Here is a 22,850-nt window from a genome sequence, read left to right as displayed (position 1 = left end):
TCAGCCACCCGTCCCGGCGCGCATGGCGCGCAGCTCGGACGGCGTGACCCCGGCCAGGGCGCCCAGCTCGGCCGCGCCGATCGCGCCGCAGTCGAGGCCCCGGGCGAGGAACCCGGCCATCGCGCGGACGGTCGCCGGCTCGTCCAGGAAGCAGGCCATCGCGCGGACGGTCGCCGGCTCGTCCAGGAAGCCGGCCATCGCGCGGACGGTCGCCGGCTCGTCCAGGAAGCCGGACGTCCGGCGTTCGCGATAGCCGCGCAGCCGGGCGGCGGCGGCCGGCAGCCCCTCCCTGAAGAAGGAGTGGACGGCGGCGTACCGGCTCGGGAGCTGCCCGGGATGCAGGTCCCACCCCTGGTAGACGCCGCCCTCCAGGGCGCGCAGCACCAGGCGCGCGTGCAGCCGCCAGGCGGCGCGGACGTCGTCGCCGTCGCCCACCGGCAGCACGTTGCTCGACCCGTCGCAGACGCGTACGCCGGTGCCGGCGGCGGCGACCTGCATCACCGCCTTGGCATGGTCGGCGACCGGATGCTCCGCGCTCTGGTACGCCGCCGACACCCCGAGCGCCGCCGAGTAGTCGTAGGTGCCGTAGTGCAGGCCCGCGCAGCGCCCGGCCGAGGCGCGGATCATCGACGGCAGCGGCGAGACGCCGTCCGCGCCGAGTATCGCCTGCGGCGTCTCCACCTGGAGCTCGAACCGCAGGCTCCCGCTCGCCAGCCCGTACGCCGCCTCCAGCCGTCCGGCGGCCAGCGCCATCGCCTCCACCTGCTCGACCGAGGTCACCTTCGGCAGCGTGACGACGAAGCCGCCGGGCGGCGGTCCGAGGGTCTCCAGGAAGATCGCCAGGGTGCGCAGGCCGCGCCGCCGGGTCGGCGCCTCGAAGCTCTTGAACCGGATCCCGCAGAACGGCGAGCCGGCTCCGGCGGCGGTGGCCTCGGCCAGGGCCTTCGCGGCGGTCCGGGCGGCGGCGTCCTCGTCGGCGTCCGGGCGGTGGCCGTAGCCGTCCTCGAAGTCGATCCTGAGGTCTTCGACCGGTTCGCGGGCCAGCTTGGCCCGGACCTGGTCGTACACCTCCGCCGCCGTGCGCGGCGGCAGGCCGAGCGCGTCGGCGAACTCCGTGGCGGTCCGGCCGTGCTCGGCCAGCGCCGCCAGCGCCCGCCGGCCCCACGCCGGTACGGTGTCCGGCGTGTAGCGGTCGGCCGGGACGTACACCGTGTGCACCGGCTGCCGGGTGGCCGGCTCGCCGGGGTAGGCCGTGCGCAGCCGCTCGTCCGCGGCGGCGAGCCGGACGTCGAGCTCGGCGGCGAGCCCGGACAGGAAGGTCGCGTCGGTCATGAGCCGTCCTCGACGACGCGGAAGGACGCCGGGAACAGCAGCGCCGGGTCGCGGCGCAGGTGGTCGCGCTCGGAGTAGGCGGCCTTCATCGTCTCGAAGTAGCTCTGCGCGCGCAGCCGCATCGACTCCTCGTCCACGCCGGGAATCGTCCGGTCGCGCATCACCGGCCGGCCGTCGATCACCACGGTGGACACGTCGGCGCCCGTGCAGTTCATCAGCATCGTCCTGATCGGGTCGTCGACCGGGCCGGTGCGCGGGCCGGAGAGGTCCACGACGACCAGGTCGGCCTTGGCGCCGGGGGCGAGCCTGCCCAGGTCGTCCCGGCCCAGCGCGCGGGCGCCGCCCAGGGTGGCGGCCCGGTAGTAGTCGGCGGCCGAGCCCGCGTCCAGTCGTCCGGTGACGAGTTTGGCCAGGTTGTTGCCGTAGTCCATGTTGCGGATCATGTCGGGCGGGAAGGAGTCGGTGCCCAGCGCCACGGTCACGCCGGCCGCCCGGTAGCGGTCGAAGTCGCGCAGCGCGTCGCCGTACCTGACGAAGGTGAGGGGGCAGTGCACGATCCCCGCCAGCGCCGCGAGCCGGTCCGGCGATCCCTCGAACGGCGTGCCGGGATCGCCGAGGTACAGGGCGTGCGGCACCAGCAGCCGCGGGCCGAGCAGGCCCACCTCGGCCAGCACGTCCAGGGGGTGCCGGTCGTACCATTCGCGCAGCAGCCGCAGCTCCGTCAGCCCCTGCATGCAGTGCAGGCGCACCAGGCAGTCGAGCTCCTCCGCTGCCTGTGCGGTGGCGCGCAGCAGGTCGAGGGTGACGGTCTCGATGCGGCACGGCAGCAGCGCACCCCGGATCCGGCCGTCGTGGGCGCCGTCGACGTCCCGGACGAAGCGGACGGCGTCGGCGAGCCCCCGCTCACCGAGTCCGGGCTCCCAGTGCACGTCCCGACTGCCGTCGGCGCGCAGCACCGGCACGCCCGAACGGTAGGACGGCCCCAGGTACATGCGCAGGCCGAGCCGCCCGGCGATCTCCACGACGCCGGCCAGCTCCTCGTACGACTCCGCCCACGCGCTGTGCGTCTCGGCGGCGATCGGCATCGCGGTGGTGATGCCGTTGCGGATGAGCTGGGTGAGCGCGTACTCCCGCATGAAGAGCGTGTCCTCCGGGGGGAAGACGGCCCGGCGCCGGTTGACGGCGTAGTCGTGCGACCAGTTCAGCCCGCTGGAGTCGGCGTGCCAGGTGTCGAGGACGGCGTGGTCGATGTCGGCCAGCGCGTCCAGGTCGATGAAGCCGGGCCCGACGATCGCCTCACCCGTGTCGATCACCTCCTCGACCGGCCCTTCGTAGGAACGGCCGACGTGGACGATCCGGTCGCCGTCGTAGACGACGCACGCGTCGCGGTGGATGACGTGGTCCTCGCCGTCGAAGCCGATGACGAACGACGCCCTGATCAGCGTGCTCACTGTGTGTTCCTCCGGGTCGGCTTCCATCCGGGCCTGGGCACGGCGGCCAGCAGGGCGCGGGTGTACTCCTCCTGCGGCTCGCGCAGCAGGGCGCGGGTGGCGCCGCGTTCCACGACGCGGCCGTGCCGCATCACCACGGCCGTGTCGCTGATCTGGTTGACCACGGCCAGGTCGTGGGAGATGAAGACGTAGCTGATCGAGCGCCGCTCGCGGATGTCGGCGAGCAGGTTGAGTATCTGCGCCTGGATCGACACGTCGAGCGCGGCGACTGCCTCGTCCAGCACCAGCACCCGCGGCTCCACCGCCAGGGCGCGGGCGATGGCCACGCGCTGGCGCTGCCCGCCGGACAGCTGCCTGGGCAGCATCGCCGCGTGCCGTTCGGCCAGACCCACCGATTCGAGCAGGTCCAGCGCCTTCTTCCGCCGCTCGGCGGAGGTGAGCGGGAAGTGCAGGGCAAGGCTGGTCTCGACGACGTCGCCGACCCGCTGCAGCTTGTCCAGCGACGAATAGGGGTCCTGGAAGACGATCTGGATCTCCCGTGCCCGCCTGCGCCGCTCCGCCGCCGAGACCCGGCCCGCCGCCCGCGGACGCCCGCAGACGCTGATCGTGCCGCTGGTGGGCGTCTCCAGGCCGAGCAACATGCGTGCGACGGTGGTCTTCCCCGACCCGGACTCGCCCACGACGGCCAGCGACTCGCCCTCGGCCACGGTGAAGGAGACCTCGTCCACCGCCGTGGCCGGGCCGTACACCTTGCGCAGCCGCTGCGCTTCGATCACGCTCATGCCGTCTCCTCCGCTCTCAGGCAGGCGACCCCGCGGACGGACGGCGGCCGGCTCTCCCGGCAGCGCGGCTCGGCCAGCTCGCAGCGTGGCGCGAACGCGCAGCCGTCCTCGGCCTCGAAGGCGGCCACGGGCCGTCCGGGGATCACCGGCAGCCGGTGCGCGGCCTCCTCAAGGCTCGGCCGCGACCTCATGAGGCCGCGGGTGTAGGGGTGGCGCGGCTCGCCGTCGAGGTCCTCCACGATGCGGCCCGCGTACATCACCGCCAGCCGGTCGCAGGTCGCGGCGGCCAGCTCCAGGTCGTGGGTGATCAGCAGCATGGCCATGCCGCGCTCGCGGCGCAGCTCGTCCAGGATGGCCATGACCTCGGACTGGGTGGTCACGTCGAGCGCGGTGGTCGGCTCGTCGGCCAGCACCAGGTCGGGCTCGACGGCCAGGACGGAGGCGATCATCACTCGTTGCAGCAGGCCGCCGGACAGCTCGTGCGGGTGCTGGCGCAGGCGCCGCTCGCCGTCGGCGATGCCGACCTCCTTGAGGAGCCTGACGGCCCGCGCCGACGCCTGCCGCACCGGCATCCGCAGGTTGTGCACCATGGCCTCGGTGAGGAAGTCGCCGACGCTGCGGACGGGGTTGACGTGCGCCCGCGGATCCTGGAAGACCATCGCGATCCGCCTGGCCCGCAGCAGCCGCAGCGCCCGGCCCGAGGGCACGTCCGCGCCGTCGAAGACGATCCTGCCGGTCATGCGGGCGCCCGGCGGGGTCAGGCCGATGACCGCGCGGGCGGTCATCGACTTGCCCGAACCGGACTCCCCGACCAGCCCGACGGCCTCTCCCGCGCCGATGGTCAGGTCCACGTGCTCGACCAGCGTCCGCCAGCCTCGTTCGTACGGCACGGCCAGGCCGAAGCCCTCCAACGTCAACAGGCTCACGACTGCCTCCCCAGGCGATCGCCCAACAGGTTCACCGCGGCCACCACCAGCGCGATCAGCAGGCCGGCGCTCAGTGCCTCCAGCGGCTGGCCGCGCATGGCGCTGTCCAGGCCGCTCTTGACCATCAGCCCCCAGTCGGCGGTGGGCGGCTGCACGCCCAGCCCGAGGAAGGAGACGGCCGCGACGTCGATCACCGCGAAGCCGAGCGCCGAGACCGACTGCGCGACGATGATCGGCCGCAGATTCGGCAGCAGGTGGCGCAGGCAGATGGCGGTCGCCGACCGGCCCTGCACCCAGGCGGCGGCCACGTACGGCAGGCTGCGCTCCCGCAGCGCCGCGCTGCGCACCACCCGGGCCACGTACGGCGTGTACGCGACCGCCAGGCCGATCACCACGCCGGGCACGCCGGGACCGAGCACGGCCACGGTGACCAGCGCGAAGACGATGCCCGGCACGGAGAACAGCACGTCCAGCAGGCGGGAGACGACCGCGTCCACCTTGCCGCCCGCCCAGGCGGCGACGATCGCCAGCGTGGTCCCGGCGGCGCTCGCGACGCAGATCACCAGCACCGGGGCGAGCAATGTGCTCCGCGCGCCGTACATCAGCCGGGACAACACGTCCCTGCCCAGGACGTCCCCGCCGAGCGGATGCGCGACGGAGGCGCCGCCCAGCGCGTTGAACAGGTCGGGCTGGTCGGGGTCGTAGGGCGCGAGCAGCGGCGCGAGCAGGGTGATCGCCACGACGACGGCCAGCAGGACGGCGGCGGCCACGCCCAGCCCGCCCAGGCGGCGGGTCACTGCCGCGACAGGCGCGGGTCGAGAGCGGAGTAGCACAGGTCCACCACCAGATTGATCAGGACGAAGGCGGTGACCAGCACGAGCACCACCGCCTGGACGATCGCGAAGTCGCGTTGCAGGATCGCGCGGACGAACAACGAGCCCAGACCGTCCAGGGCGAAGATGCTCTCCACCACGACCGAGCCCGCGATCAGCCCGGCGACGTTCAGGCCGACCACGGTCACCACCGGGATGGCCGCGTTGCGCAGCACGTGCCTGCGGACGATGTGCCCCTCGGCCAGGCCGCGGCTGCGGGCGGTCTCCACGTGCTCGCGGCCCAGCTCCTCCGACACCGAGGCCCGCGTGATGCGGGCGAGGAAGGCGGCGCCGGCCAGGCTGAGCGTGATCGCCGGCAGCGTGAGGTGGTGGATCCGGTCGCCGAACCCGTCGCCGGGCCCGAAGACCGGGAACCAGCCGAGTCCCAGCGCGAAGACGATGACGAGGATCACCCCGATCACGAACGGCGGCGTGGCCAGGAACACCGAGGAGACCAGGCTGACCAGCCCGTCGGCCCGGCCGCCGCGCAGCGCGGCCAGCAGGCCCATCGCCACGCCCCCGGCCACGATCAGCAGCGTCGCGTAGACCACCAGGAAGACGGTCGTCGTCGCCCGGGACGCCATCAGCGCGGAGACGTCCTGCCGGTAGACCAGGGAGGCGCCGAAGTCGCCCGTCACCGCGTCGCGCAGCCAGGCGGCGTAGCGCAGCAGGAACGGATCGTCCAGGTGGTACTGCGCGCGGATGGCCGCGACCTGCTCGGGGGTGCCGCTGCGGTTGCCGAGCAGGAACGCCATCGGCCCGCCGGGCACCAGGTAGAGCAGGCCGTACACCAGGAAGGAGGCGACCAGCAGGACCACGATCAGCCCCGCCAGCCGTCTCGCCAGGAACCTCATGCCGCGCCGAGCCCCGCGGCCCACGGGTAGTACAGGTAGGGGAAGGAGGCGACAGCTCCGGTCACCCGCTTGTTCATGTAGAGGATCACCGGCAGGTTGTTCAGCGGCATCCACGGCACGTCGGTGGTGACCTTCTGCTGGATCGCCGTCACCAGCCCCGCCCGCTTCGCCTCGTCGTAGGCGGCCCGCGCCTTGGCGATGTCGGCGTTCACGGCCGCGTAGTCGTTGAAGTTGGTACGGCCGCCCGCCAGGAAGACGGTGTAGATGTCCAGCGGGTCCGGCACGTTGCCGTACCAGGTGGAGAAGAAGGCGTCGATGCCCTCGCGGGCCTTGGGGTCGCTGTAGAGGTTCCCGTACTGCTCGACGGGGATCACCCTGATCTCGATCTTCAGGCCGAGGGCCTCGCCGGTCGCCTTGATCAGGTTGGCGGTCTGCTCGTGGACGGCCGAGCTGCCCTGGATCCCGATGGTGATCGTCTGGGTGGGGGAGCCGGCCTCGGTGAGCAGCTGCTTGGCCTTGGCCAGGTCGGGCGTCTCCGGCGGGATCGCGTCGTAGGCCTTCTGGAAGGCGTCCCGCTGGTATCCCCAGTACTCGTCGCCGGCGAGGGTGCGCTGCGGCATCGCCGTCCCCTGGAAGACCACCTTGGAGATGGCCGCCCGGTCCAGTGCCAGCGACAGCGCCTGGCGGACCTTCGGGTCGGCGTACGGGCCGGACTTTGCGGCGCCGAGCAACGTCCAGAAGGTCAGCGACTTGCCGAGCGTGACCGAGCCGGTCGGCGACTGCCGGAGCTGGCCGAGCCCCGCCGGCGGCAGGTAGAAGTACTGCCCGTCCACCTCGCCGGAGCGCAGCGCGTTGATGGCGGTGGTCTCGTCGGCGATGAACCGGAAGACCAGTTCCTTGGTCTTCGGCCGCAGCGCGGTGTCCCAGTAGGCGTCGTTGCGGGTGATCGTCAGCGCGTCGCCGGACTTCCAGCTCCCGTACTTGTACGGGCCGGTGCACATCACCCCGCCGGTCGGCGAGCCCAGGTCCTTCTTCCCGGCGTACTCGGCCGACACGATCGCGCCGGCCGCGGTGGCCATCGCCTGGTTGAACAGCACGTCGGGCTGCTTCAGCGTGACGGTGACCTGCATCGGCCCGGTCGCCTTGATCGACTGCACGGTGTGGAAGTAGTCGCCCCACCAGGTGCCGAGCGCGGAATCGAGGTGGCGGTTGAGGCTGGCCGCGACGTCCTCGGCGGTCAGCGGCGTGCCGTCCCAGAACTTCACGCCGTCCCGGATCGTGTAGACCCACGTGGTCGGGGTGGGGTTGTCGGCCTTCTCGGCCAGGCCGGGCTGGATGCCGAACTCGGGGGTCAGCCGCAGCAGGCTCTCGCACATGTTGGCCAGCACGGTGTTCTCGGCGTAGTTGAACGACCTGATCGGGTCGACCGTCTGCGGCTCGTACGGCAGGTTCCACGTCACCCTGTCCAGTTCCCCGGTGGCCGGGGCGGTGACGGTCCTGAGCTCCAGCTTGGGCGCCTCGCCCGAGCCCTGCTGCTGTTGTTGCGGTGCTGCGGCCTGCTGGCCGCATCCGGCCAGGGCCACCGCGAGTGCGGCGGCCACCGGTAGGGCTCGACGGATCATCAGGAGGACCTTTCGCGAACGCGTCCGTTGCGGACGACGAACTGGGGGATGGGCTTGTCCACGACCGCCTGGGCCATGGACTCGGCGCGTACCAGGAGGAAGTCGGCGGGATCTCCGGGCTGGAGCCGGGCCTGCTCCAGGCCCAGCAGCGCGGCGCCCCCGTGCGCCGCGATCTCGTAGCACCTGGCCAGCTCCTCGTCGGTGCGGGCGTCGGTGCGGTAGGCGAGCAGGTGGGCGCGGTTGATCATGTCGCCGTCGCCGAACGGCGTCCACGGATCCCGCACCCCGTCGGACCCGAGGCCGACCAGCACCCCGGCCTCGACCAGCGGCCCGACCGGCAGGACCGGGTCGGCGCCGAGCGCGCAGGTGGTCAGCGAGACCTTCGCCTCGGCCAGCGTCTCGGCGAGGTCCGCGCGGTCGGCCAGGCAGAAGGCGTGGCTGATCGTGGTCGGCACGCCGCTGGACCTCGCCCTGCGGGCGATCTCCAGCACCTGCGCGACCCCTTCGTCGCCGCCGTCGTGCAGGTGGATGTCGAGGGGGACGGTGTGCCGCTCGGCCAGGCCGTACAGCAGGTCGAGGTGGCCGTGCAGGTCGCCGTCGATGCCCACGGGGTCGAGCCCGCCGAGGATGTCGGCGCCCTCCTTGAGCGACTGCTCCATCAGCTCCGCCGTGCCCGGCCGCGACAGCAGCCCGAGCTGGGGGAAGGCGACGATCTGCACGTCCAGCAGGCCGGCGCGGGCCTGAGCGGCCTCCCGTACGCCGTGCACGTTGCTCAGCCCGTACACCGGGGCGACGTCCACGTGCGCCCGCCAGGCCCGGGTGCCGCGGGCGATCGCGTGGTCCATGAGCGCCAGGGCCCGCGTGGCGACCGGGGCGGTCATCTCCGCCCGCGCCGCGACGTCGCCCTCGATCAGGTCGCGCAGCGTCCCGGCCGGGGTGCGGCTCAGCCAGGGCTGGCCCCAGGTGGTCTTGTCGGGATGGACGTGCGCGTCCACCGGAGCGGGCAGGGCGAGCAGTCCGCCCGCCGCCACCACCTCGCAGTCCTCCGCCCGGCGTGCCGGCGGGACGACGCGACCGTCTTCGATCAGGACATCGTGGGGGCGTACATCGGTGAACAGAATCTGAGCCATACCGGCTGATCCCCTTAACCCGAGGGCGACAGTGGCATAGAATTATCAGACATCAGATGATTAGAGAAGAGGACAAATGCGGCACGTGGGCCGGACCTCCCTCGTCGACTCCGCCATCCGGGAGCTCCGCCAGGAGATCACCAGCGGCGTCTGGCCGGTCGGGGCCAAGATCCCTACGGAGAGCCGGCTGGCCGAGGCGCTGGGCGTGAGCAGGCTGTCGGTACGCGAGGCCGTACGCGTGCTCGTCCACGCCGGGCTGCTCACAACGCGTCAGGGCGACGGCACGTACGTCACCGCGACCGACGAAAGCGAGGTGGCGTTCAAGCGCCGCCTCGACCGCGCGGCCACCATCGACATCATCGACGTACGACGCGGCCTGGACCTCGTGGCGGCCCGCCTGGCCGCCGAACGCCGCAAGCCGGCCGACCTCGACGACCTGAGGAAGGCCCTGGCCCGGCGTACCGCCGCCCACCAGGCCGCCGACCTCGACGCGTTCGCCGACGCCGACGTGGAGTTCCACCTGTCCATCGCCGCGGCCTCGCACAACCCCGTGCTGCTGGACCTGTACCGCGGCATGAGCGAGGCGGTGCGCGAGACCGTCCGCCGCGACCACTGCATGGAACGCGCCGTGCTCGGCTCCGACTCCACCCACGAGGACCTGTACGAGGCGATCGAGTCCGGCGACGCGGCCGGCGCGGCCACGATCGCGCTCACCATCCTCAACGACCAGGAACGCGACCTCTGACGCCCTCTATGCTTCCCGTCCATGAGCGGAACCGGGCCCCCTGTCGTGCACACCGAGCAGCTGGACGTGTACGTGGCGGACTGCGGCGTGATCTACCTCCTGGACGAGGAGGGCTACGATGCGCCCGGTGTGCCGGAGGACTCCATCGGGCTCGTCCAGGTGGAGGCGGCAGGGGTGGTCTGCCTGCATATCGCCGCTCAGGCCGGAGAGGTGCCCTTCACGGTGGCCGTCGCCGACCGGGATCCGGGCGCGCGCCTTGACGGCTACGAGGACGTCGTGGAGATCAGCTTCGAAACCGTGGCGAGCGAGCTGGTCGTGGTGGGATGGGCCACCGACTGGCGCGAGGACAAGGCGCACCGCCTTCCGCTGCCCGCCGGTCCTGGCGCCTACCGCCTGCGCTACCACACCCAAGGGGACGACGAGAACTGGGAGGAAGACGGCTACTACCTGCAGATATGGCCTGCACCACGGCAAGATCCCGCCGTGCTGAAGACCACCAGTCAATTCCTCCCGTACCTGCTGGACCCCGAGGGCTGGAAACCGCAGTGATCGCGGCCCGTGCGACGCCGGATCGTATGATCCGTCTCATGCCGATCCCCCGAGCGGTCGCCGTGGTCGTCGACGGCGCCCGGGTCCTGGTCATCAAGCGGTACTTCCGGCGCGGCCCCGGCGTCGCCTGCGGCATCTGCACCGCCAAGGGCCGGCAGGGGCAGCCGTGTCCCGGGCACCACTACGCGCTTCTCCCGGGAGGTCACGTGGAGGATGGCGAGTCGCCGGAGAGCGCCGCGGTCCGCGAGCTCCACGAGGAGACGACTCTCACCGCGACGATCGACCGGTTGCTCTTCACCGGCTCGCACGGCGGCCGGCCCGCCTCCTACTTCCTCATGCGGGACGTGATCGGCGTCCCGTCGCTCTCCGGTGACGAAGCCGTTGACCACGGGCCGGACAACACCTTCGAGCTCGTCTGGGCGAGCGCCGCCGAGTTCGGGCAGCTCGACCTCTACCCCGCCGACGTGCACGAGCCACTCACCCACCTGCTCCACAGCTGACCCGCGCCTGGAACCCAGGGGTGCTCCCATGAACAAGCTTCTGCGATTGGCGCCCATCACCCCTGCCAACGTCGAGATGGCCCTCGCGGTGAACGTCCCTCCCGACCAGGAGCGGTTCATCCCGGAGCCGCAGCGCCTCCCCCAGGGGCTGGGGTGTCGTTGAAGCGCACGAGCGTCCACCTGGGTGGCGGCCACTGTGTCGGCTCCTCGTCGGTGACCCATTCCGTCACCGAGGCCGGGGACACCTTGAGGTCGAAGGACCGGTAGACCGGCAGCAGCCCGAGGGCGTTGAAGGAGATCTCGACCGTCTCGGCGTGGCCGACCACGACGACGGTTTCGCCGCGGTGGCGGTGGGCGAGGTCGGTGATGGTGCGGCTGGTGCGGGTCACCATCTCGGCCCAGGTCTCGTTGCCCTGTTGCCACGGACGGTAGATGCCGCCGCCTTCGATGTCGAGGCGCCGGAACTCCGCGTGGGTGAGCCCGTCCGCCTCTGGCGGTGTGTGCCACGTGCAGAGCCCGCAGTCCTGTGACGAGGGCAGGCCGGCGGCCGTCGCGATCGCGGCGGCCGTCTGCACGGCGCGTGGCAGGGGCGAGGAGTAGATCGTCGTCGTGTCGTCGCCTGTTTCCGCGGCGATCTGCCGCCCGAGTCGTGCTGCTTGCTGATGTCCGGTGTCGGTGAGGCCGCGGCATCCCTTCGGGCCGCCTATCACGCCGTCCTGCTTGTGCAGGGAGTCCCCGTGGCGTACGAAGAGCATCCGGGTTCGCATGCTGTGGATCATGCCAAATGGGGCGGCCGTCGAGGCGCCTGCAGCCGGGATGCTTCTGGCGAGGGTGCGCCTCGTATCCTTGATCAGGTCGCCGAGGGCGCGGCCGTGAAGGGAACGGGATGAGTCGTTACTCACGGGTCGTGGTGAAGCTGAGCGGCGAGGCACTTGCGGGCGACGCCGGTTGGGGAACCGATCCGGCCAGCCTCGCTCAGCTGGCGGATGAGATCCTCTCCGTCAGCACGTTGGGCGTCGAGGTCGCGGTGGTCATCGGCGGCGGCAACTACTTCCGCGGCCGGATGGCCGACGGCTGGGGGATAGGCCGCGCCGAAGCCGACAACATCGGCATGCTCGGCACGGTGATGAACGCGCTGATGTTGCGTGGTGTGCTCACCGCGCGTTCGCAGACCGATGTGCGGGTGATGACGGCTGTGCCGATGCAGAGTGTCGCCGAGCCCTTCATCCGGCTGCGCGCCGACCGGCACCTTCGCCGCGGGCTGATCGTCCTGCTCGCCGGTGGCATCGGCCAGCCGTACGTCACGACGGACTATCCGGCTGTCCAGCGGGCTCTGGAGCTCGAAGCCGACGCGCTGCTGGTCGCCAAGCGCGGCGTCGACGGGGTCTACGACAGCGACCCGAACGTGAACCCGGACGCCAAGCGCTACACCAACCTCACCTATCGAGAAGCCCTGGCGGCCGGGGTGAGGGTGATGGACGAGAGCGCTTTCGTGCTCGCCAATGAGCAAGGGCTGCTCATGCACGTGTTCGACGTGGCGGCGACGGGCGTGATGAAGGCGATCTGCCAAGGGGAAGACGTGGGAACGAGGATCACCCGGGATCCGGATTCCTCCAGATAGCCATCTCGGGCGGGCATGAACGAGCAGGTGGCGGCTGAGATCGCAGGAAAGTGCCTGTCGTGGGCAGCTGGCAGGATCACCGTCGTGACGGACAACGATGATCTCCTTCGGCGTGTGTCGGCGAAGGCGAGCACGACCACGGAGCACCTGCCTCCTCCCGCGACGGCGGAGGAGGTGGCCCAGGCCGAACGCATCTTGGGATTTCGACTCCCTCCGGTGCTCGCCCGCCTCTACCGCGAGGTGGCCAACGGCGGCTTCGGCCCCGATTACCAGCTCCTCCCGCTCGCGGGAGAAGGACGTACCGTCGTGCGCGAATACCGCGAGGTCCGGGAGACCTCAGGGCCCGGCACGGACGCGCACTGGCCGGCGGACGTGCTGCCCATCCTGGACTGGGGGTGCGGCATGTACGCCGCCGTGGACTGCCGCAGCCCCGAGGCCGCCGTACTGCTCTTCGAACCGAACGGGATCGGCGACGACTGGCACCACGCCTGGTATGTCGACTCGGAGAGCCTGACCGATTGGCTGGAGACCTGGCTCTCGGAAACGGGCTGGTACGAAGAAGACGCCGACGAAGACGGCGAAATGCGGCCATGGGAGTCGGCTGAGCAGCGGCTGGCCGACTGAGGCGCCCTTCCTGAAACCCGGGATGCAACAGCGAGAGGGCTCTGGGCTGGAGACTCGTTCTCCGTAGACGCCCGCTGAGCCCCGCCGCCCTCCGCCTTTTGGCTCGGAGACTAAAGCGGTTGCGCAGCGGGGAACCGGCGGCACATCATCTGGAACGTGGCCGCCCTGCCTGACCCCCTGCCCGTGCTCCGACTGCGGCTGTCCGGACATCTACTACTGCCCGCGAGCCGGCGAGGTCGAGTGCCCCCGGCACGGCGGCTTCGCTGCTTGCTGCGACGCGCTTGAGCAGCACATCCCGGTTCGTGCCGCCACCAGCCATCAGGAGGCTTCGTGACAGAGGAAAGGGAAGTACCCGTCGGCCAGGCCCTGAACGGCCTCGACGTCTACCCGCTTCCCGAAGGATGGACCGCTCTGGGCGCGATAGTCCTCGTGAAGTGCCTCGACGAGGAAGGCCATTCCTCATGGGCCTTCCGAACCACGGACGGGCTGAGCGACGAGGAACTCCTCGGCGCCCTGACCGTCCGAACCGACCTCCTCCGCCGCAAGCTGTACGAGGCCTACACGGGTGACGAGGACGACGAATAAGACCAGACGCTTTTTCGGCGACGACTGAAACGCCACAGAGGCGAAGCGTTGGAGCGGGCGACGGGAATCCCGCCCGCACCGGCAGCTTGGCAACTGCATTGATGACGGCTCGGACGAGGGGTGGTGCTGTGGGTTTCGGGACATACGCCAGACGCGTCCGCGACCTTCCTCACAGGAGACGCTTGTGCGCGCTGAGGTGCGCAGTCGGCTGCTACCACCCGATCGGCTTCAATGCGACCTACTCGTACCTTGCCACGGCAGGAAACCTCCGACGTGATGAGTCGGCTCTGATCCGAGCGCTGGACATGCTGGAACTCAGCCGGAATGCCTGGCTGGCGGAGGTCGACGCCTTCGCAGACCGGCGCCGCCTCGAAAGCCGAAACTGTCTGATCGCATGACGATCAGCTGACGACCAGGGACCTCACAGCTCGTGTCGGGGCCGGCCTTATCGTGAAGCGCCCAGATGTTCGCCCTGACCCACTCCGTACGCCTCGCGGAGCCAGCCGGCGAATTCCTCATCAAGCTCAGCGAGATCAGAGATTCGGAAGGAATGAACGTACAGCCGCTTCGTGTACGGAGCCAGGCTGGTGATGCGTGCGTCGTCGCTGATCGTGCGCTGGATGTCGAAATAGCCTCGGAGCCCTCGCGCGTCCGGCTTTGCTCCGGCGAAACCACGACGTGTTCCCTTGACGGTGATCATGCTCTTGGACACCGCGTACGTGAAGGGGCCGCACGCCTCAACCAACCTGACGAATTCGCGGTACAGGGCCACCGATGTGTCGGGCTTGCCGTCAAGGTGATCGTCGATCGTCCAGGTCTCATGGTTCATGGACCGAGAAAGTAGCAGGCGGGGGCGACGGTTTTCGGGCTGCGAACCCGTACGGACTCCCCCTGCCTGACGCTCCTACGTGCAAGGGCGCGTTGCGCGAAGTCTCGTCACGGGCCGTGCTTGTCGGAGGACAAGGCCAGGTAGGCGGCGCCGGCCGAGTTCAGGATGTTGACCCACTCAGGATGGTCGAGGCAGGCGCTGTCCGGAGGGGTAGGGCCGAGGTGATCGAGCACCTGCAAGAGGGCGCCGACCACCGTCTGCACGAGGTCGGCTTCTCGTTGGTCAAGGAAGAGATGGGGGATCAGTGCTCGTGCGTGATGGTGAGCCGAGTGAGTTCGGTGTCGCTGTGGCTGCCTATGGGGCCTGTCGGAGGAGACGGGACCTGACCAGTGACGACCGCTCTGCCAACGGGCACGCATTGGGCACGGCTACTGCTCCGCCCGAACTCGGCGGTGACGGCTGCAAGGCCCTCCGTCATTGGTTGCCGTGAGGCACAGTTGGCCGTCCTCAGTTGGCTCGCCGCAAGCCACCGTTCCATCGTGCGTGGGACAGAACCCCCTGATGTCGGGGGCTCCTCGGCAGGGGCGTCCCTTGGCCGTTGGGACTGGGCACGTCCCTCGGAGCGCCGCCATCACCTCGTGACCAGGTATCCGTACGGTGCTGGATGACACGTAGCCTCTGCTGAAGAGCCTGACCCCGTCTCTACGACGTGTCTCAGTCTTGACTGAGACTAATCCGATCCCATCTGACACCACAGCCGTCTCGGGCCGGTGCCAGCGCAGCCAAACGGCAATGGCTCCATGCTCGACCTCCGCCCGAAGCTTGACGAGGGACCACTGCTTGTTCGCCCGGTCGATCTCGATCACGATGTCCCCGCCCAACGGGCGCCGAAGAACTACGTCAAGGAAGCCTTGCCGCTCGGGATTGTCGGGGTGCGTGGCGGCGGCGGGCACTTCCAACTCGGCGTCCCAGCCTCGTGATAAGCCCCACGACACCACGCGGCGCGTCAACTGACTTGTAACATGCGACGTCGGCCAGTCCTCGAAGTACAGATCCTTCAAGTGGCATGTAAGGGCAGCTGCCGCCCAAGCCGCGTTGCCGACTGGCCATCGGGGATGCATTTGCGACCTTCTATAGGTACTCAAGTCAAGCATGTTCATTTGACCGTTGCGGCCTAAGTCGCACCCCGCCCGCCTGGGTAACCCGTCTGCCGTCGACCCGCCCGAGGGGGAAGCGGGCCAGGTCGATCGCCCTGGGGGCTCCCATCAAGTTCTGCGAGGCAACGCGGCACGTCGCTGATCTGACTGACCGCCGAACTCTTTTCACGAGCTCCGCTGCGGGCGCGCAAGAGCGCATGGCCCGCCCGCGATATTCAGTAGACAGCGTCATGCCTGATGAGTATCTTCTCCGGGTCTCGCCTCGGGGCGCGCCTGTTCGAAGACTGAACCGCAGCGGCAGCCCTGCCTCATCCGGAAACGGCGCCGCAGGCCCGGAGTCGCACCGCCCCGACCCAAGGAAGATGACCCGTGACCGACATCGTCCCGTTGCGCAGGAACGTGCGTTTCCAATTGCTGTGGATCGGCAGCGCGGTGTCTGAACTGGGGTCGGAGCTCACCAGACTGGCCATGCCGCTGCTGGTGCTCGCGCTCACCGGTTCCCCGGGATTGGCGGGCGTCGTTGCCGGAGCCCGCACCGTAGCCTTCCTTCTGGTTCAGATACCCGCCGGCGTCTGGGTGGATCGGTGGGACCGCCGCCGTACGCTGATATCCGCCCAGGGTCTCCAGGCTGTCGTCTCAGCGCTGCTGGCGGCACTGGTCCTCACCGACCAGGTGCAGATATGGCATTTCGTCACGCTGGCGGTACTCGACGCGCTGTGCGCCGCGTTCATCGAGCCGGTCCTGGGCACGGCCGTTCGCGGGATCGTCCCCACGAGCCAACTGCACAGCGCCTACGCTCAAGAGGAGTCCCGCACCCATGCCGCCGGGCTGGCCGGCCCTCCGCTTGGTGGCCTGCTCTACGGCCTGGGGCGTGCGGTGCCCTTCGTCGTCGACGCCATCACCTTCCTTGCCGCCACGATCTTCTACGCTCTGGCGAAGGTGCCGCGCCGCCCGGCGAACGAGTCGCGGACCTCCACACGAGAGGACGGCGAGGAGCAGCCCCCGATCCGGGGTGGCATGCGCCGGGAGGCGGTTGAGGCCATGACTTGGCTGTGGCGCCGGCGGGGCCTGAGGGAGGTCACTGCCGCGGTGATGGTCCTCAACCTGCTGGGCGGGGCATTCCTGATCCCGCTGATCGTGCTTGTCGGCGAACGCGGCGGCAGTGCGCTCACCACCGGCACAGTCCTGGCCGGCCTTGGCGTCGGCGGACTGGCCGGTGCGCTGCTGTCGGGACGCATCGGAAAGCTCCTCCCGCCCGGCAAACTGCTGTTGGTCGTCCTGACGGTCTTCGGCGCCGCACTGGCGGCCACGGCGCTGCCATGGGGAGCGTGGTGGCCAATGGTTCCCTTGGTGTTCATCACCCTGTCCACACCCTCGCTGAACGTGGTGTTGAACGTGGTGATCGCACGGATGGTGCCCGAAGAGATGCTCGGCCGGATGGGCGCGATCCTGAGCATGGGCAGCATGGCGCTCAAACCCTTCGGCCCGGTCCTCGGCGGAGCATTGGCTGCGGCACTGGGCGGCGCGGCGGCGCTCGTCATCCTGGGCGGTCTGATCGGCATGACCGCGGTCATAGCCGCGCTCAGCCGAGAGTTGCGCGGCTTCACCGGGGAAGTCACCCCAGCCGGACACGACGCCGTAGGGCCGGGCGCACATGCCGGGCAGGTGCCTGAATAGGCGCTGAAGACGCTCGAATGCCGGTCTCGTCATTCCCTGTCCGAGGACGATCCCCGTCGGGAGCACCTGCCCTACCGGATCGCGATGTCGTGGCCCAGAACCCTGAGAAAGATCAAAGCCCAGGTGCCGACTCGATCGGTCTACCTGGGCTTCTCATGGGGGGCGGATGACGGGAATCGAACGCGCGCTGTCAGCATGGGAACTGCATCGATCACGGCTTGATGAGGCGCCGAGCAGGGCAAGAGGCTGGTCATGCTCCCTGAGTTGTGAGAACGCTGACCTGGGCGGATGCCGGTCCAATCCCCGTGAGTCCCCGTGACTGCCCGGTGATCGCCGACCGTACGGGCATGCACCTTCTGATCCGTAGGTCCTCGAACGATATCCAAGGCCATTCATGATCGTCCACTCCGGTGGCTCTCAACGTGGCTCCCGTAACAAGCGGATGAAGACGGAGCGGGACTCTGGCTGTGCGATGCTTCGTGGCCTGCGGTGGAACACACATGCGATCGGACCAAGCCGCTTCCGATCCGCATGCTCAGGCCCGAAATCCTGTACGCCAGTAGCCTTGATCATCAGCCTGGGAGCCCGCGACGACGCTGGTCACGGCGCTATTACGCCAAGCCCGGCGCCCCTGTGCATGCCGTCCACCGTCCAGGCTCATGCGGCCGCGCACGACGAACAGGTCCCAAGTCCGCCTCATACCTGCGTGCTTCCCACCCACGGGTGAGCGTTCAGCCCCGCTGACCGGGACGTTCCACGATCACCGACGTCAGCAAGGCCGTGCTCCACACCGCTCCCTTGCGGGTGGCGGGCTCGCTGCTGCCGGGCATGAACGCATCGCGCAGCCAGACCGTCCGAGTTCCCAGGTAGCGGTAGGTGGCCGGATCCAGGATCTCGTATTGGCGGAAGGGCCGCGCATCGCCGGGGCGCTCCAGCCAGACGCCCAGCCCACTGCGACTGGCGGCGTCGCTCACGCCCTGCTCGATCCGGACGCCGGGAATGAGCGCCAGAGCGCGGAACATGGCCGCCTCCAGCCGCGGTGGCATCGTGCCGTACCTGCTCAGGTAGAGCATGATCACGCGATAGGCGCGGGCGTCGGCGGGTTCGACGCTCTTGGGCACCCCCTCCTCGCGGGCTCCCTCGATCCAGTGACGATCACCTGTGATCTTGGCCAGCAGCTTCCTCGGGTCAGTGGGCAGCTTGCGTAGCTTGGCGTCGTACTGCTGCGGCGACAGGTCGTCATCGCCGGGATCCAGCGGGTTGTGTTCCTTGCCGACGGTGAGCTGGCCGTCCTCGCCGAAGGAGGCGGCCTGCCTGCCGTCATAGCGCAGCCATTGTTCCTGGGTCTTGGTCGTCTCTGAGTTCGGCTGCTTGTCCAGAGTCTTGGTGTAGTGCCACTGCGTCGGCAGCGGCACCTGGACGCTCCTGCGCCTGCTCGCCACATCGGCGGCGCGGACCAGCACCACGCTGGAGTCGAGCCGAACGACTGAGGGTGTAGCCGCCGGCCCCTGAGCAGGCGGTGGCGGCCATAGGGTGGCCACGGCGACCGCGGCGGCGGCCCCCAGAGCCCCGATCGCAAGCAGCCGGCGCCCCACTGATCGCCTGCGCCCCCGTATCCGCTCCAGCAGCCGCCGGCGCTCCGAGATGATCCACTCATGGCCGGGCTCGGGGACCTTGGCACGCCACTCGTGCAACGATCGCAGGTCATCCATCGAAAGACTCCTCTCGGGTCATCGCGGGGTCGGATCCGCCGAGCGCCTGGCGTGTCCTCGTCCTGGCTCGGTTCAGGCGGGATCTGACAGTGCCGATCGGGATATCCAGTGCACGGGCCACGTCCTGATATGACATGTCGGCCCAGGCCACGAGTAACAGCACCTCCCGATCTCCGGGTGACAGCTTTGCCAGCGCCGCCGCCAGACCGGCCTGCTGTGCGGCGATCCGGTCATCGACACGCTCGGCGTAGGGCTCGACGATCTCGTCGATGCCGCTGCGGACCAGCGCCCGGTAGAACCGAACCTCCACACGTCTGTGTCGGCTGATGAGCCGAGCGGTGATGCCGTACAGCCAAGGCCGTGCGTCAGGATGGCTCATGTCATAGCGGCCACGGCGCCGAAAAGCGGTCAGAAAGGCGTCGGAGACGATGTCGTCGGCAAGAGAGGGGCCCAGCCGCCGGGCAACGTAACGCCGTAACGCGGGCGCGTGCCTGTCGAACAGGTCGGCGAAGGACTCCGGGTCGTGCTCCGACCGCCGTATCAGCTCGGCGTCGACAGCCCTACCGGATTCGTCATCGGTCACATGGTGCTCCAATCCCTGAGCGGTGGTTCACCAGCTTTCGCCCGAGAGGGCGGCACGAGTTCGTGTCAGGGGACGTGATCTGCGTCACGCAGCGATCAGATCGCGATGCGACCCGCGACATCTGATCGGAAGGTTCCCAAACGATGGCCAGGGCCGTTCAAGCCAGTTCGCCGCGCAGGTCGTGACCGAGTCGCCTGTCCAGATATCCAACTCGGTCCGGAGCCGTACGGCCTGTTGGCTCCCAAGATGGCTCCCAAAATCGGAGTGCCGACGGTTTACGGGGCGTCACTCGTCCTGCTGTCCAACAATCTCTGACCTGCGGTGCAGACCCTCGCGCACACATGGAGACCTACGCCGAGCAGTCCGACGACGGGCACGTCTTCGTCGGCCCCAAGGGAGCCAAGCTCCGGCGTGCGAACTTCACCCGTGTCTGGGCGGCGGCCTTGAAGAATGCCAAGCTCAGCGGCTTCCACTTCCATGACCCTCGTCGCACCGGGAACACCCTCGGATCGAACCGAGCTGTCAGCTTGGGAATGGGCTACTGATCTTGCCGTCCCGAGCTGGGGAAATGGGGAGGCAGGTCAAGGCTGGTCGAGTGGCCGGGAGTCCCTGCGACTCACCCTTGATCATCGTCCGTTCTGGCATGCAGTGATCGCGACCGCTTCCCCCATGGCGCCATCAACAGCGTCACTAAGGGGTGGTTGCCTTTGAGTGCCGAACAGAATGATGTACATCATCGTGCTGGTTTGTCAGTGAGGAATCTTGCGGTGACGACGTGATCACCAACCAGACCCAGCATGTATGGCTTGCATATAGAGTTGCGACCCGCCGATGTCCAGCGAGGGAAGAAAAGGGGGATCTTCCTGATGAGCAGCCGCTTCGGGCCGATCGTAAAGCTCAGCGTCTGGTGCACATCCGCACTGCTGGCAGGCCTGGGATTCGGTGTTGTCACCAATCTTGCCCAGGGCTGGCTTCCAGGCGCCTGGAACCAGGTCGCCAACTCCGGTGCTGTCTGGTGTGTCCCAGCGTTCGTCGTCGGCGCCCTGCTTGCCGGCTGGGCGTCAGCGCGGTCAGCCGCCGTCGCCGGCCTGTGTGCCTCGATCGGCCTGGTCGTTGGGTATTACGGGTACGCGGAGTTCGGCCGTGACGGCATGGGCAGCCTCACCTATCCGCTGGTGTGGCTTGTGATGGCGGTCATCAGCGGCCCGTTGTTCGGTGTGGCTGGGCTGTGGTGGTGGAACGGACGCACCATCCGCAACCGTGTCATAGGGCTCGCGGCGCTGGGAGGTGTCTTCGGGATGGAAGGCATCCTCTATGCCTTCGTCCTGCATTACGCTCCGCAGGCATGGGCCTGTCTGGCCGTCCTGGTCCTTGTACCGCTGGTGATGGCACGTCGGCAAAGAGAGCGGATGCCGACCCTGCTGACGGCCCTGGCCCTCGCGCCACTGGCGTACTTGGTCGTCGGATTCCCACTTCAGTACGTGACGACATGAGGTGGATCGCAGACCGCAGGCACAGTGGGGTCGGTCTCCCGATCGATCACGCGCTTCACTTGGCTAGGGGTTCTTAGAGGGATCCATCAACGGCTGTCCGGCAGGATCGACACATGACCGTGGAGAATCGCAGACGTTGGAACCACAACATCTATTATCCCCGCATCCTGCGCGCGATCCCTGATGGTCCCCAGCACGCCCTCGGCGTAAGGTCCGGTCGGGATTCACTCCGTGACCGTGGGCATGTGGAGCGAGTGACGGGAATCGAACCCGCTGTCAGCTTGTGAATTGCACCGATCACGGTCTGTCGGGGCGCTGAGCTGGGCAGCGGGCTGGTCCTGAGTGACCGTGGTTGACCCTCATCACGCCTCTTGATGGCCCGGTCGTCAGGCTCCGACCTGCCGTTCTACCACTGCTTCCCCTCCGCCAAGCGCTGTTCTCGCATCGCGTCGATGGAGTCGCTGATGGCGCGCAGCACAGACCGAGCCTGATCGCGTTCAACGCCCATGCGGGTCTGGAAATCCCAATCGTCAAGGTGGACGCCGTTACAGACCTCGTTGAGGGCATTGTTGATCGCGAGGGCGTCGTCAGGCCCCAGATTCACGGTGATCACTTCGGCGGTCGCACGAACGATTTCCACGAGCGCATTGTGCATGTTGAGGCGCACCGCGCGCATCTCCCCTGACTGATCATCCCGTCTGCCGTCGACCAGCCCAAAGGGGGAGGCGGGCCAGGGCCGTGAGGTCAAGGTGGAGCGCGGCAGTCGGACAAGATGTGGCGCGAAGGCGAGCGGAGCGAGCGCGGGTTGGGGGCGAAGCCCCTTGGGAAGGCCGTCTGTAGCCCAAGCAAGGCGCGAAGCGCCCAACAAGGGCGCAAGGCCGAGTAGTTGGAGCGGGTGACGGGAATCGAACCCGCGCTGTCAGCTTGGGAAGCTGATGTTCTGCCATTGAACTACACCCGCACGAACCGAAGTACGCGTCCCCACTGTAGCGGAAACTTGCCCCCCAACAGCAAACCCAACGCCCCACCTTTTCCGGCCGGGACGGTAAGTTGGCTCACCGTGTTGCTATCTGACCGTGACATCCTTGCTGAGATCGACTCCGGCCGGCTCGCCCTAGACCCCTTCCACCAGGACATGATCCAGCCGTCCAGCATCGACGTACGGCTCGACCGCTACTTCCGTGTCTTCGAGAACCACAAGTACCCCCATATCGACCCCTCCGTGGAGCAGCCGGATCTCACGCGGATGGTCGAGCCGGCCGGTGACGAGCCGTTCATCCTGCATCCGGGGGAGTTCGTGTTGGCCTCCACCTATGAGGTGATCACGCTTCCCGACGACCTGGCCTCGCGGCTGGAGGGGAAGAGCTCGCTCGGACGGCTGGGCCTGCTGACGCACTCCACCGCCGGGTTCATCGATCCCGGTTTCAGTGGGCACGTCACGCTTGAGCTGTCCAACGTGGCGACCTTGCCCATCAAGCTGTGGCCGGGGATGAAGATCGGGCAGTTGTGCGTGTTCCGGCTCAGCTCGCCCGCCGAGCACCCGTACGGATCGGCCAAGTACGAGTCCCGGTATCAGGGGCAGCGGGGCCCGACTCCGTCCCGGTCGTTCAGGAACTTCCACCGGACGAAGATTTGAGTGAACAACAGGTGAACATTTAGCGAACGTCGCGGAAGGATGAGCCCTCCGCACACCCCACAACAGGCCACGTCACCGGCCGGATTTCCCTGCAAAAAGCGGCCAAACTACTCCGGACGCCGGTGTCGCACAACATACGCAGGGTAGCCAGAAGGCGAAGGGGACATGAA

25 protein-coding genes and 1 tRNA gene are annotated in these 22,850 nt (G+C 68.8%); 11 read left to right on the top strand and 15 right to left on the bottom strand.

Features of this window, described 5'->3' with window-relative positions; genetic code table 11:
- Genes AB0C33_RS19445 through AB0C33_RS19410 form a run of 8 tightly spaced genes read right to left on the bottom strand, consistent with a single transcriptional unit; the run spans position 1 to position 8,969 of the window.
- Positions 1–1,332, bottom strand: a complete 1,332-nt coding sequence (locus tag AB0C33_RS19445; protein ID WP_358289556.1) for an aldolase/citrate lyase family protein — start codon at positions 1,330–1,332, stop codon at positions 1–3.
- Positions 1,329–2,783 carry an amidohydrolase family protein gene (locus tag AB0C33_RS19440; protein WP_358289553.1) on the bottom strand — a complete coding sequence of 485 codons (1,455 nt, stop codon included), beginning with the start codon at positions 2,781–2,783 and terminating at the stop codon, positions 1,329–1,331. Before AB0C33_RS19440 ends, AB0C33_RS19445 begins: the two co-directional genes overlap by 4 nt.
- Complete coding sequence (locus AB0C33_RS19435; protein WP_358289551.1) at positions 2,780–3,565, bottom strand: ATP-binding cassette domain-containing protein; 786 nt, start codon at positions 3,563–3,565, stop codon at positions 2,780–2,782. Before AB0C33_RS19435 ends, AB0C33_RS19440 begins: the two co-directional genes overlap by 4 nt.
- Positions 3,562–4,491 (bottom strand): ABC transporter ATP-binding protein, encoded by a 930-nt coding sequence (locus tag AB0C33_RS19430; protein ID WP_358289549.1) that lies wholly within the window; start codon positions 4,489–4,491, stop codon positions 3,562–3,564. Before AB0C33_RS19430 ends, AB0C33_RS19435 begins: the two co-directional genes overlap by 4 nt.
- On the bottom strand, positions 4,488–5,288 hold the full coding sequence (locus tag AB0C33_RS19425; RefSeq protein ID WP_358289546.1) for an ABC transporter permease: 801 nt from the start codon (positions 5,286–5,288) through the stop codon (positions 4,488–4,490). Before AB0C33_RS19425 ends, AB0C33_RS19430 begins: the two co-directional genes overlap by 4 nt.
- Complete coding sequence (locus tag AB0C33_RS19420; RefSeq protein ID WP_358289543.1) at positions 5,285–6,217, bottom strand: ABC transporter permease; 933 nt, start codon at positions 6,215–6,217, stop codon at positions 5,285–5,287. The genes AB0C33_RS19425 and AB0C33_RS19420 overlap by 4 nt, the downstream gene beginning before the upstream one ends.
- Positions 6,214–7,839 carry an ABC transporter substrate-binding protein gene (locus AB0C33_RS19415; RefSeq protein WP_358289540.1) on the bottom strand — a complete coding sequence of 542 codons (1,626 nt, stop codon included), beginning with the start codon at positions 7,837–7,839 and terminating at the stop codon, positions 6,214–6,216. Before AB0C33_RS19415 ends, AB0C33_RS19420 begins: the two co-directional genes overlap by 4 nt.
- Positions 7,839–8,969 (bottom strand): amidohydrolase family protein, encoded by a 1,131-nt coding sequence (locus AB0C33_RS19410; protein ID WP_358289537.1) that lies wholly within the window; start codon positions 8,967–8,969, stop codon positions 7,839–7,841. Before AB0C33_RS19410 ends, AB0C33_RS19415 begins: the two co-directional genes overlap by 1 nt.
- 76 nt (positions 8,970–9,045) lie before the next feature.
- Here AB0C33_RS19410 and AB0C33_RS19405 point away from each other — a divergent pair, with 76 nt between their 5' ends.
- Genes AB0C33_RS19405 through AB0C33_RS19395 form a run of 3 tightly spaced genes read left to right on the top strand, consistent with a single transcriptional unit; the run spans position 9,046 to position 10,763 of the window.
- Positions 9,046–9,714: a FadR/GntR family transcriptional regulator gene (locus tag AB0C33_RS19405; protein WP_358289535.1), complete on the top strand. Its 669-nt coding sequence runs from the start codon at positions 9,046–9,048 to the stop codon at positions 9,712–9,714.
- 21 nt (positions 9,715–9,735) lie between these two features.
- Entirely contained in the window at positions 9,736–10,263 is a 528-nt protein-coding gene (locus AB0C33_RS19400; protein WP_358289532.1) for a hypothetical protein, read from the top strand.
- Between the two features lie 38 nt (positions 10,264–10,301).
- Positions 10,302–10,763 carry an NUDIX domain-containing protein gene (locus AB0C33_RS19395; protein ID WP_358289529.1) on the top strand — a complete coding sequence of 154 codons (462 nt, stop codon included), beginning with the start codon at positions 10,302–10,304 and terminating at the stop codon, positions 10,761–10,763.
- A gap of 116 nt (positions 10,764–10,879) precedes the next feature.
- Here AB0C33_RS19395 and AB0C33_RS19390 read toward each other — a convergent pair whose 3' ends face one another.
- Positions 10,880–11,530, bottom strand: a complete 651-nt coding sequence (locus AB0C33_RS19390) for a histidine phosphatase family protein (protein WP_358289526.1) — start codon at positions 11,528–11,530, stop codon at positions 10,880–10,882.
- A 140-nt stretch (positions 11,531–11,670) separates the two neighbouring features.
- Between AB0C33_RS19390 and pyrH the strand changes: the two genes are divergently transcribed.
- The 3 genes from pyrH (at position 11,671) to AB0C33_RS19375 (ending at position 13,593) form a co-directional block, all read left to right on the top strand.
- Complete coding sequence (gene pyrH / locus AB0C33_RS19385; protein WP_358289523.1) at positions 11,671–12,384, top strand: UMP kinase; 714 nt, start codon at positions 11,671–11,673, stop codon at positions 12,382–12,384.
- A gap of 15 nt (positions 12,385–12,399) precedes the next feature.
- Entirely contained in the window at positions 12,400–13,008 is a 609-nt protein-coding gene (locus AB0C33_RS19380; RefSeq protein WP_358289520.1) for an SMI1/KNR4 family protein, read from the top strand.
- 330 nt (positions 13,009–13,338) lie between these two features.
- Positions 13,339–13,593: a hypothetical protein gene (locus tag AB0C33_RS19375; RefSeq protein WP_352323926.1), complete on the top strand. Its 255-nt coding sequence runs from the start codon at positions 13,339–13,341 to the stop codon at positions 13,591–13,593.
- Positions 13,594–14,038: 445 nt separating this feature from the next.
- Here the strand turns inward: AB0C33_RS19375 and AB0C33_RS19370 are convergent, their stop codons facing one another.
- The gene (locus tag AB0C33_RS19370) at positions 14,039–14,422 is read right to left on the bottom strand and encodes a DUF5655 domain-containing protein (protein ID WP_358289517.1); all 384 of its coding nucleotides are present in this window, start codon (positions 14,420–14,422) and stop codon (positions 14,039–14,041) included.
- A 107-nt stretch (positions 14,423–14,529) separates the two neighbouring features.
- Entirely contained in the window at positions 14,530–14,685 is a 156-nt protein-coding gene (locus AB0C33_RS19365; RefSeq protein ID WP_358289514.1) for a hypothetical protein, read from the bottom strand.
- Between the two features lie 537 nt (positions 14,686–15,222).
- Here AB0C33_RS19365 and AB0C33_RS19360 point away from each other — a divergent pair.
- On the top strand, positions 15,223–15,402 hold the full coding sequence (locus tag AB0C33_RS19360) for a hypothetical protein (protein ID WP_358289511.1): 180 nt from the start codon (positions 15,223–15,225) through the stop codon (positions 15,400–15,402).
- A gap of 546 nt (positions 15,403–15,948) precedes the next feature.
- The gene (locus tag AB0C33_RS19355; protein ID WP_358289508.1) at positions 15,949–17,256 is read left to right on the top strand and encodes an MFS transporter; all 1,308 of its coding nucleotides are present in this window, start codon (positions 15,949–15,951) and stop codon (positions 17,254–17,256) included.
- Positions 17,257–17,987: 731 nt separating this feature from the next.
- Here AB0C33_RS19355 and AB0C33_RS19350 read toward each other — a convergent pair.
- Both AB0C33_RS19350 and AB0C33_RS19345 read right to left on the bottom strand, forming a co-directional pair.
- Positions 17,988–18,968: a CU044_5270 family protein gene (locus tag AB0C33_RS19350; RefSeq protein ID WP_358289505.1), complete on the bottom strand. Its 981-nt coding sequence runs from the start codon at positions 18,966–18,968 to the stop codon at positions 17,988–17,990.
- Positions 18,961–19,551: an RNA polymerase sigma factor gene (locus tag AB0C33_RS19345; RefSeq protein WP_358289502.1), complete on the bottom strand. Its 591-nt coding sequence runs from the start codon at positions 19,549–19,551 to the stop codon at positions 18,961–18,963. Before AB0C33_RS19345 ends, AB0C33_RS19350 begins: the two co-directional genes overlap by 8 nt.
- A gap of 341 nt (positions 19,552–19,892) precedes the next feature.
- Here AB0C33_RS19345 and AB0C33_RS19340 point away from each other — a divergent pair, with 341 nt between their 5' ends.
- The gene (locus AB0C33_RS19340; protein ID WP_358289499.1) at positions 19,893–20,096 is read left to right on the top strand and encodes a hypothetical protein; all 204 of its coding nucleotides are present in this window, start codon (positions 19,893–19,895) and stop codon (positions 20,094–20,096) included.
- A gap of 321 nt (positions 20,097–20,417) precedes the next feature.
- A complete protein-coding gene (locus AB0C33_RS19335) occupies positions 20,418–21,044 on the top strand; it encodes a DUF6518 family protein (RefSeq protein WP_358289496.1) in 627 nt (208 codons plus the stop codon).
- Positions 21,045–21,450: 406 nt separating this feature from the next.
- Here AB0C33_RS19335 and AB0C33_RS19330 read toward each other — a convergent pair whose 3' ends face one another.
- A complete protein-coding gene (locus AB0C33_RS19330; protein WP_358289493.1) occupies positions 21,451–21,720 on the bottom strand; it encodes a hypothetical protein in 270 nt (89 codons plus the stop codon).
- 211 nt (positions 21,721–21,931) lie between these two features.
- Positions 21,932–22,005: transfer RNA gene (locus AB0C33_RS19325), tRNA-Gly, on the bottom strand.
- A gap of 99 nt (positions 22,006–22,104) precedes the next feature.
- Here AB0C33_RS19325 and dcd point away from each other — a divergent pair.
- Positions 22,105–22,680, top strand: a complete 576-nt coding sequence (dcd, locus tag AB0C33_RS19320; protein WP_358289490.1) for a dCTP deaminase — start codon at positions 22,105–22,107, stop codon at positions 22,678–22,680.
- The last annotated feature ends 170 nt before the right edge of the window (positions 22,681–22,850 follow it).

Origin of the sequence: Nonomuraea sp. NPDC048881 (genome assembly GCF_040649795.1) — a bacterium.
Lineage (GTDB): Bacteria > Actinomycetota > Actinomycetes > Streptosporangiales > Streptosporangiaceae > Nonomuraea.
The sequence above is the reverse complement of the archived record's forward strand: the minus strand, read 5'-3'. Positions and strand labels throughout refer to the sequence as shown.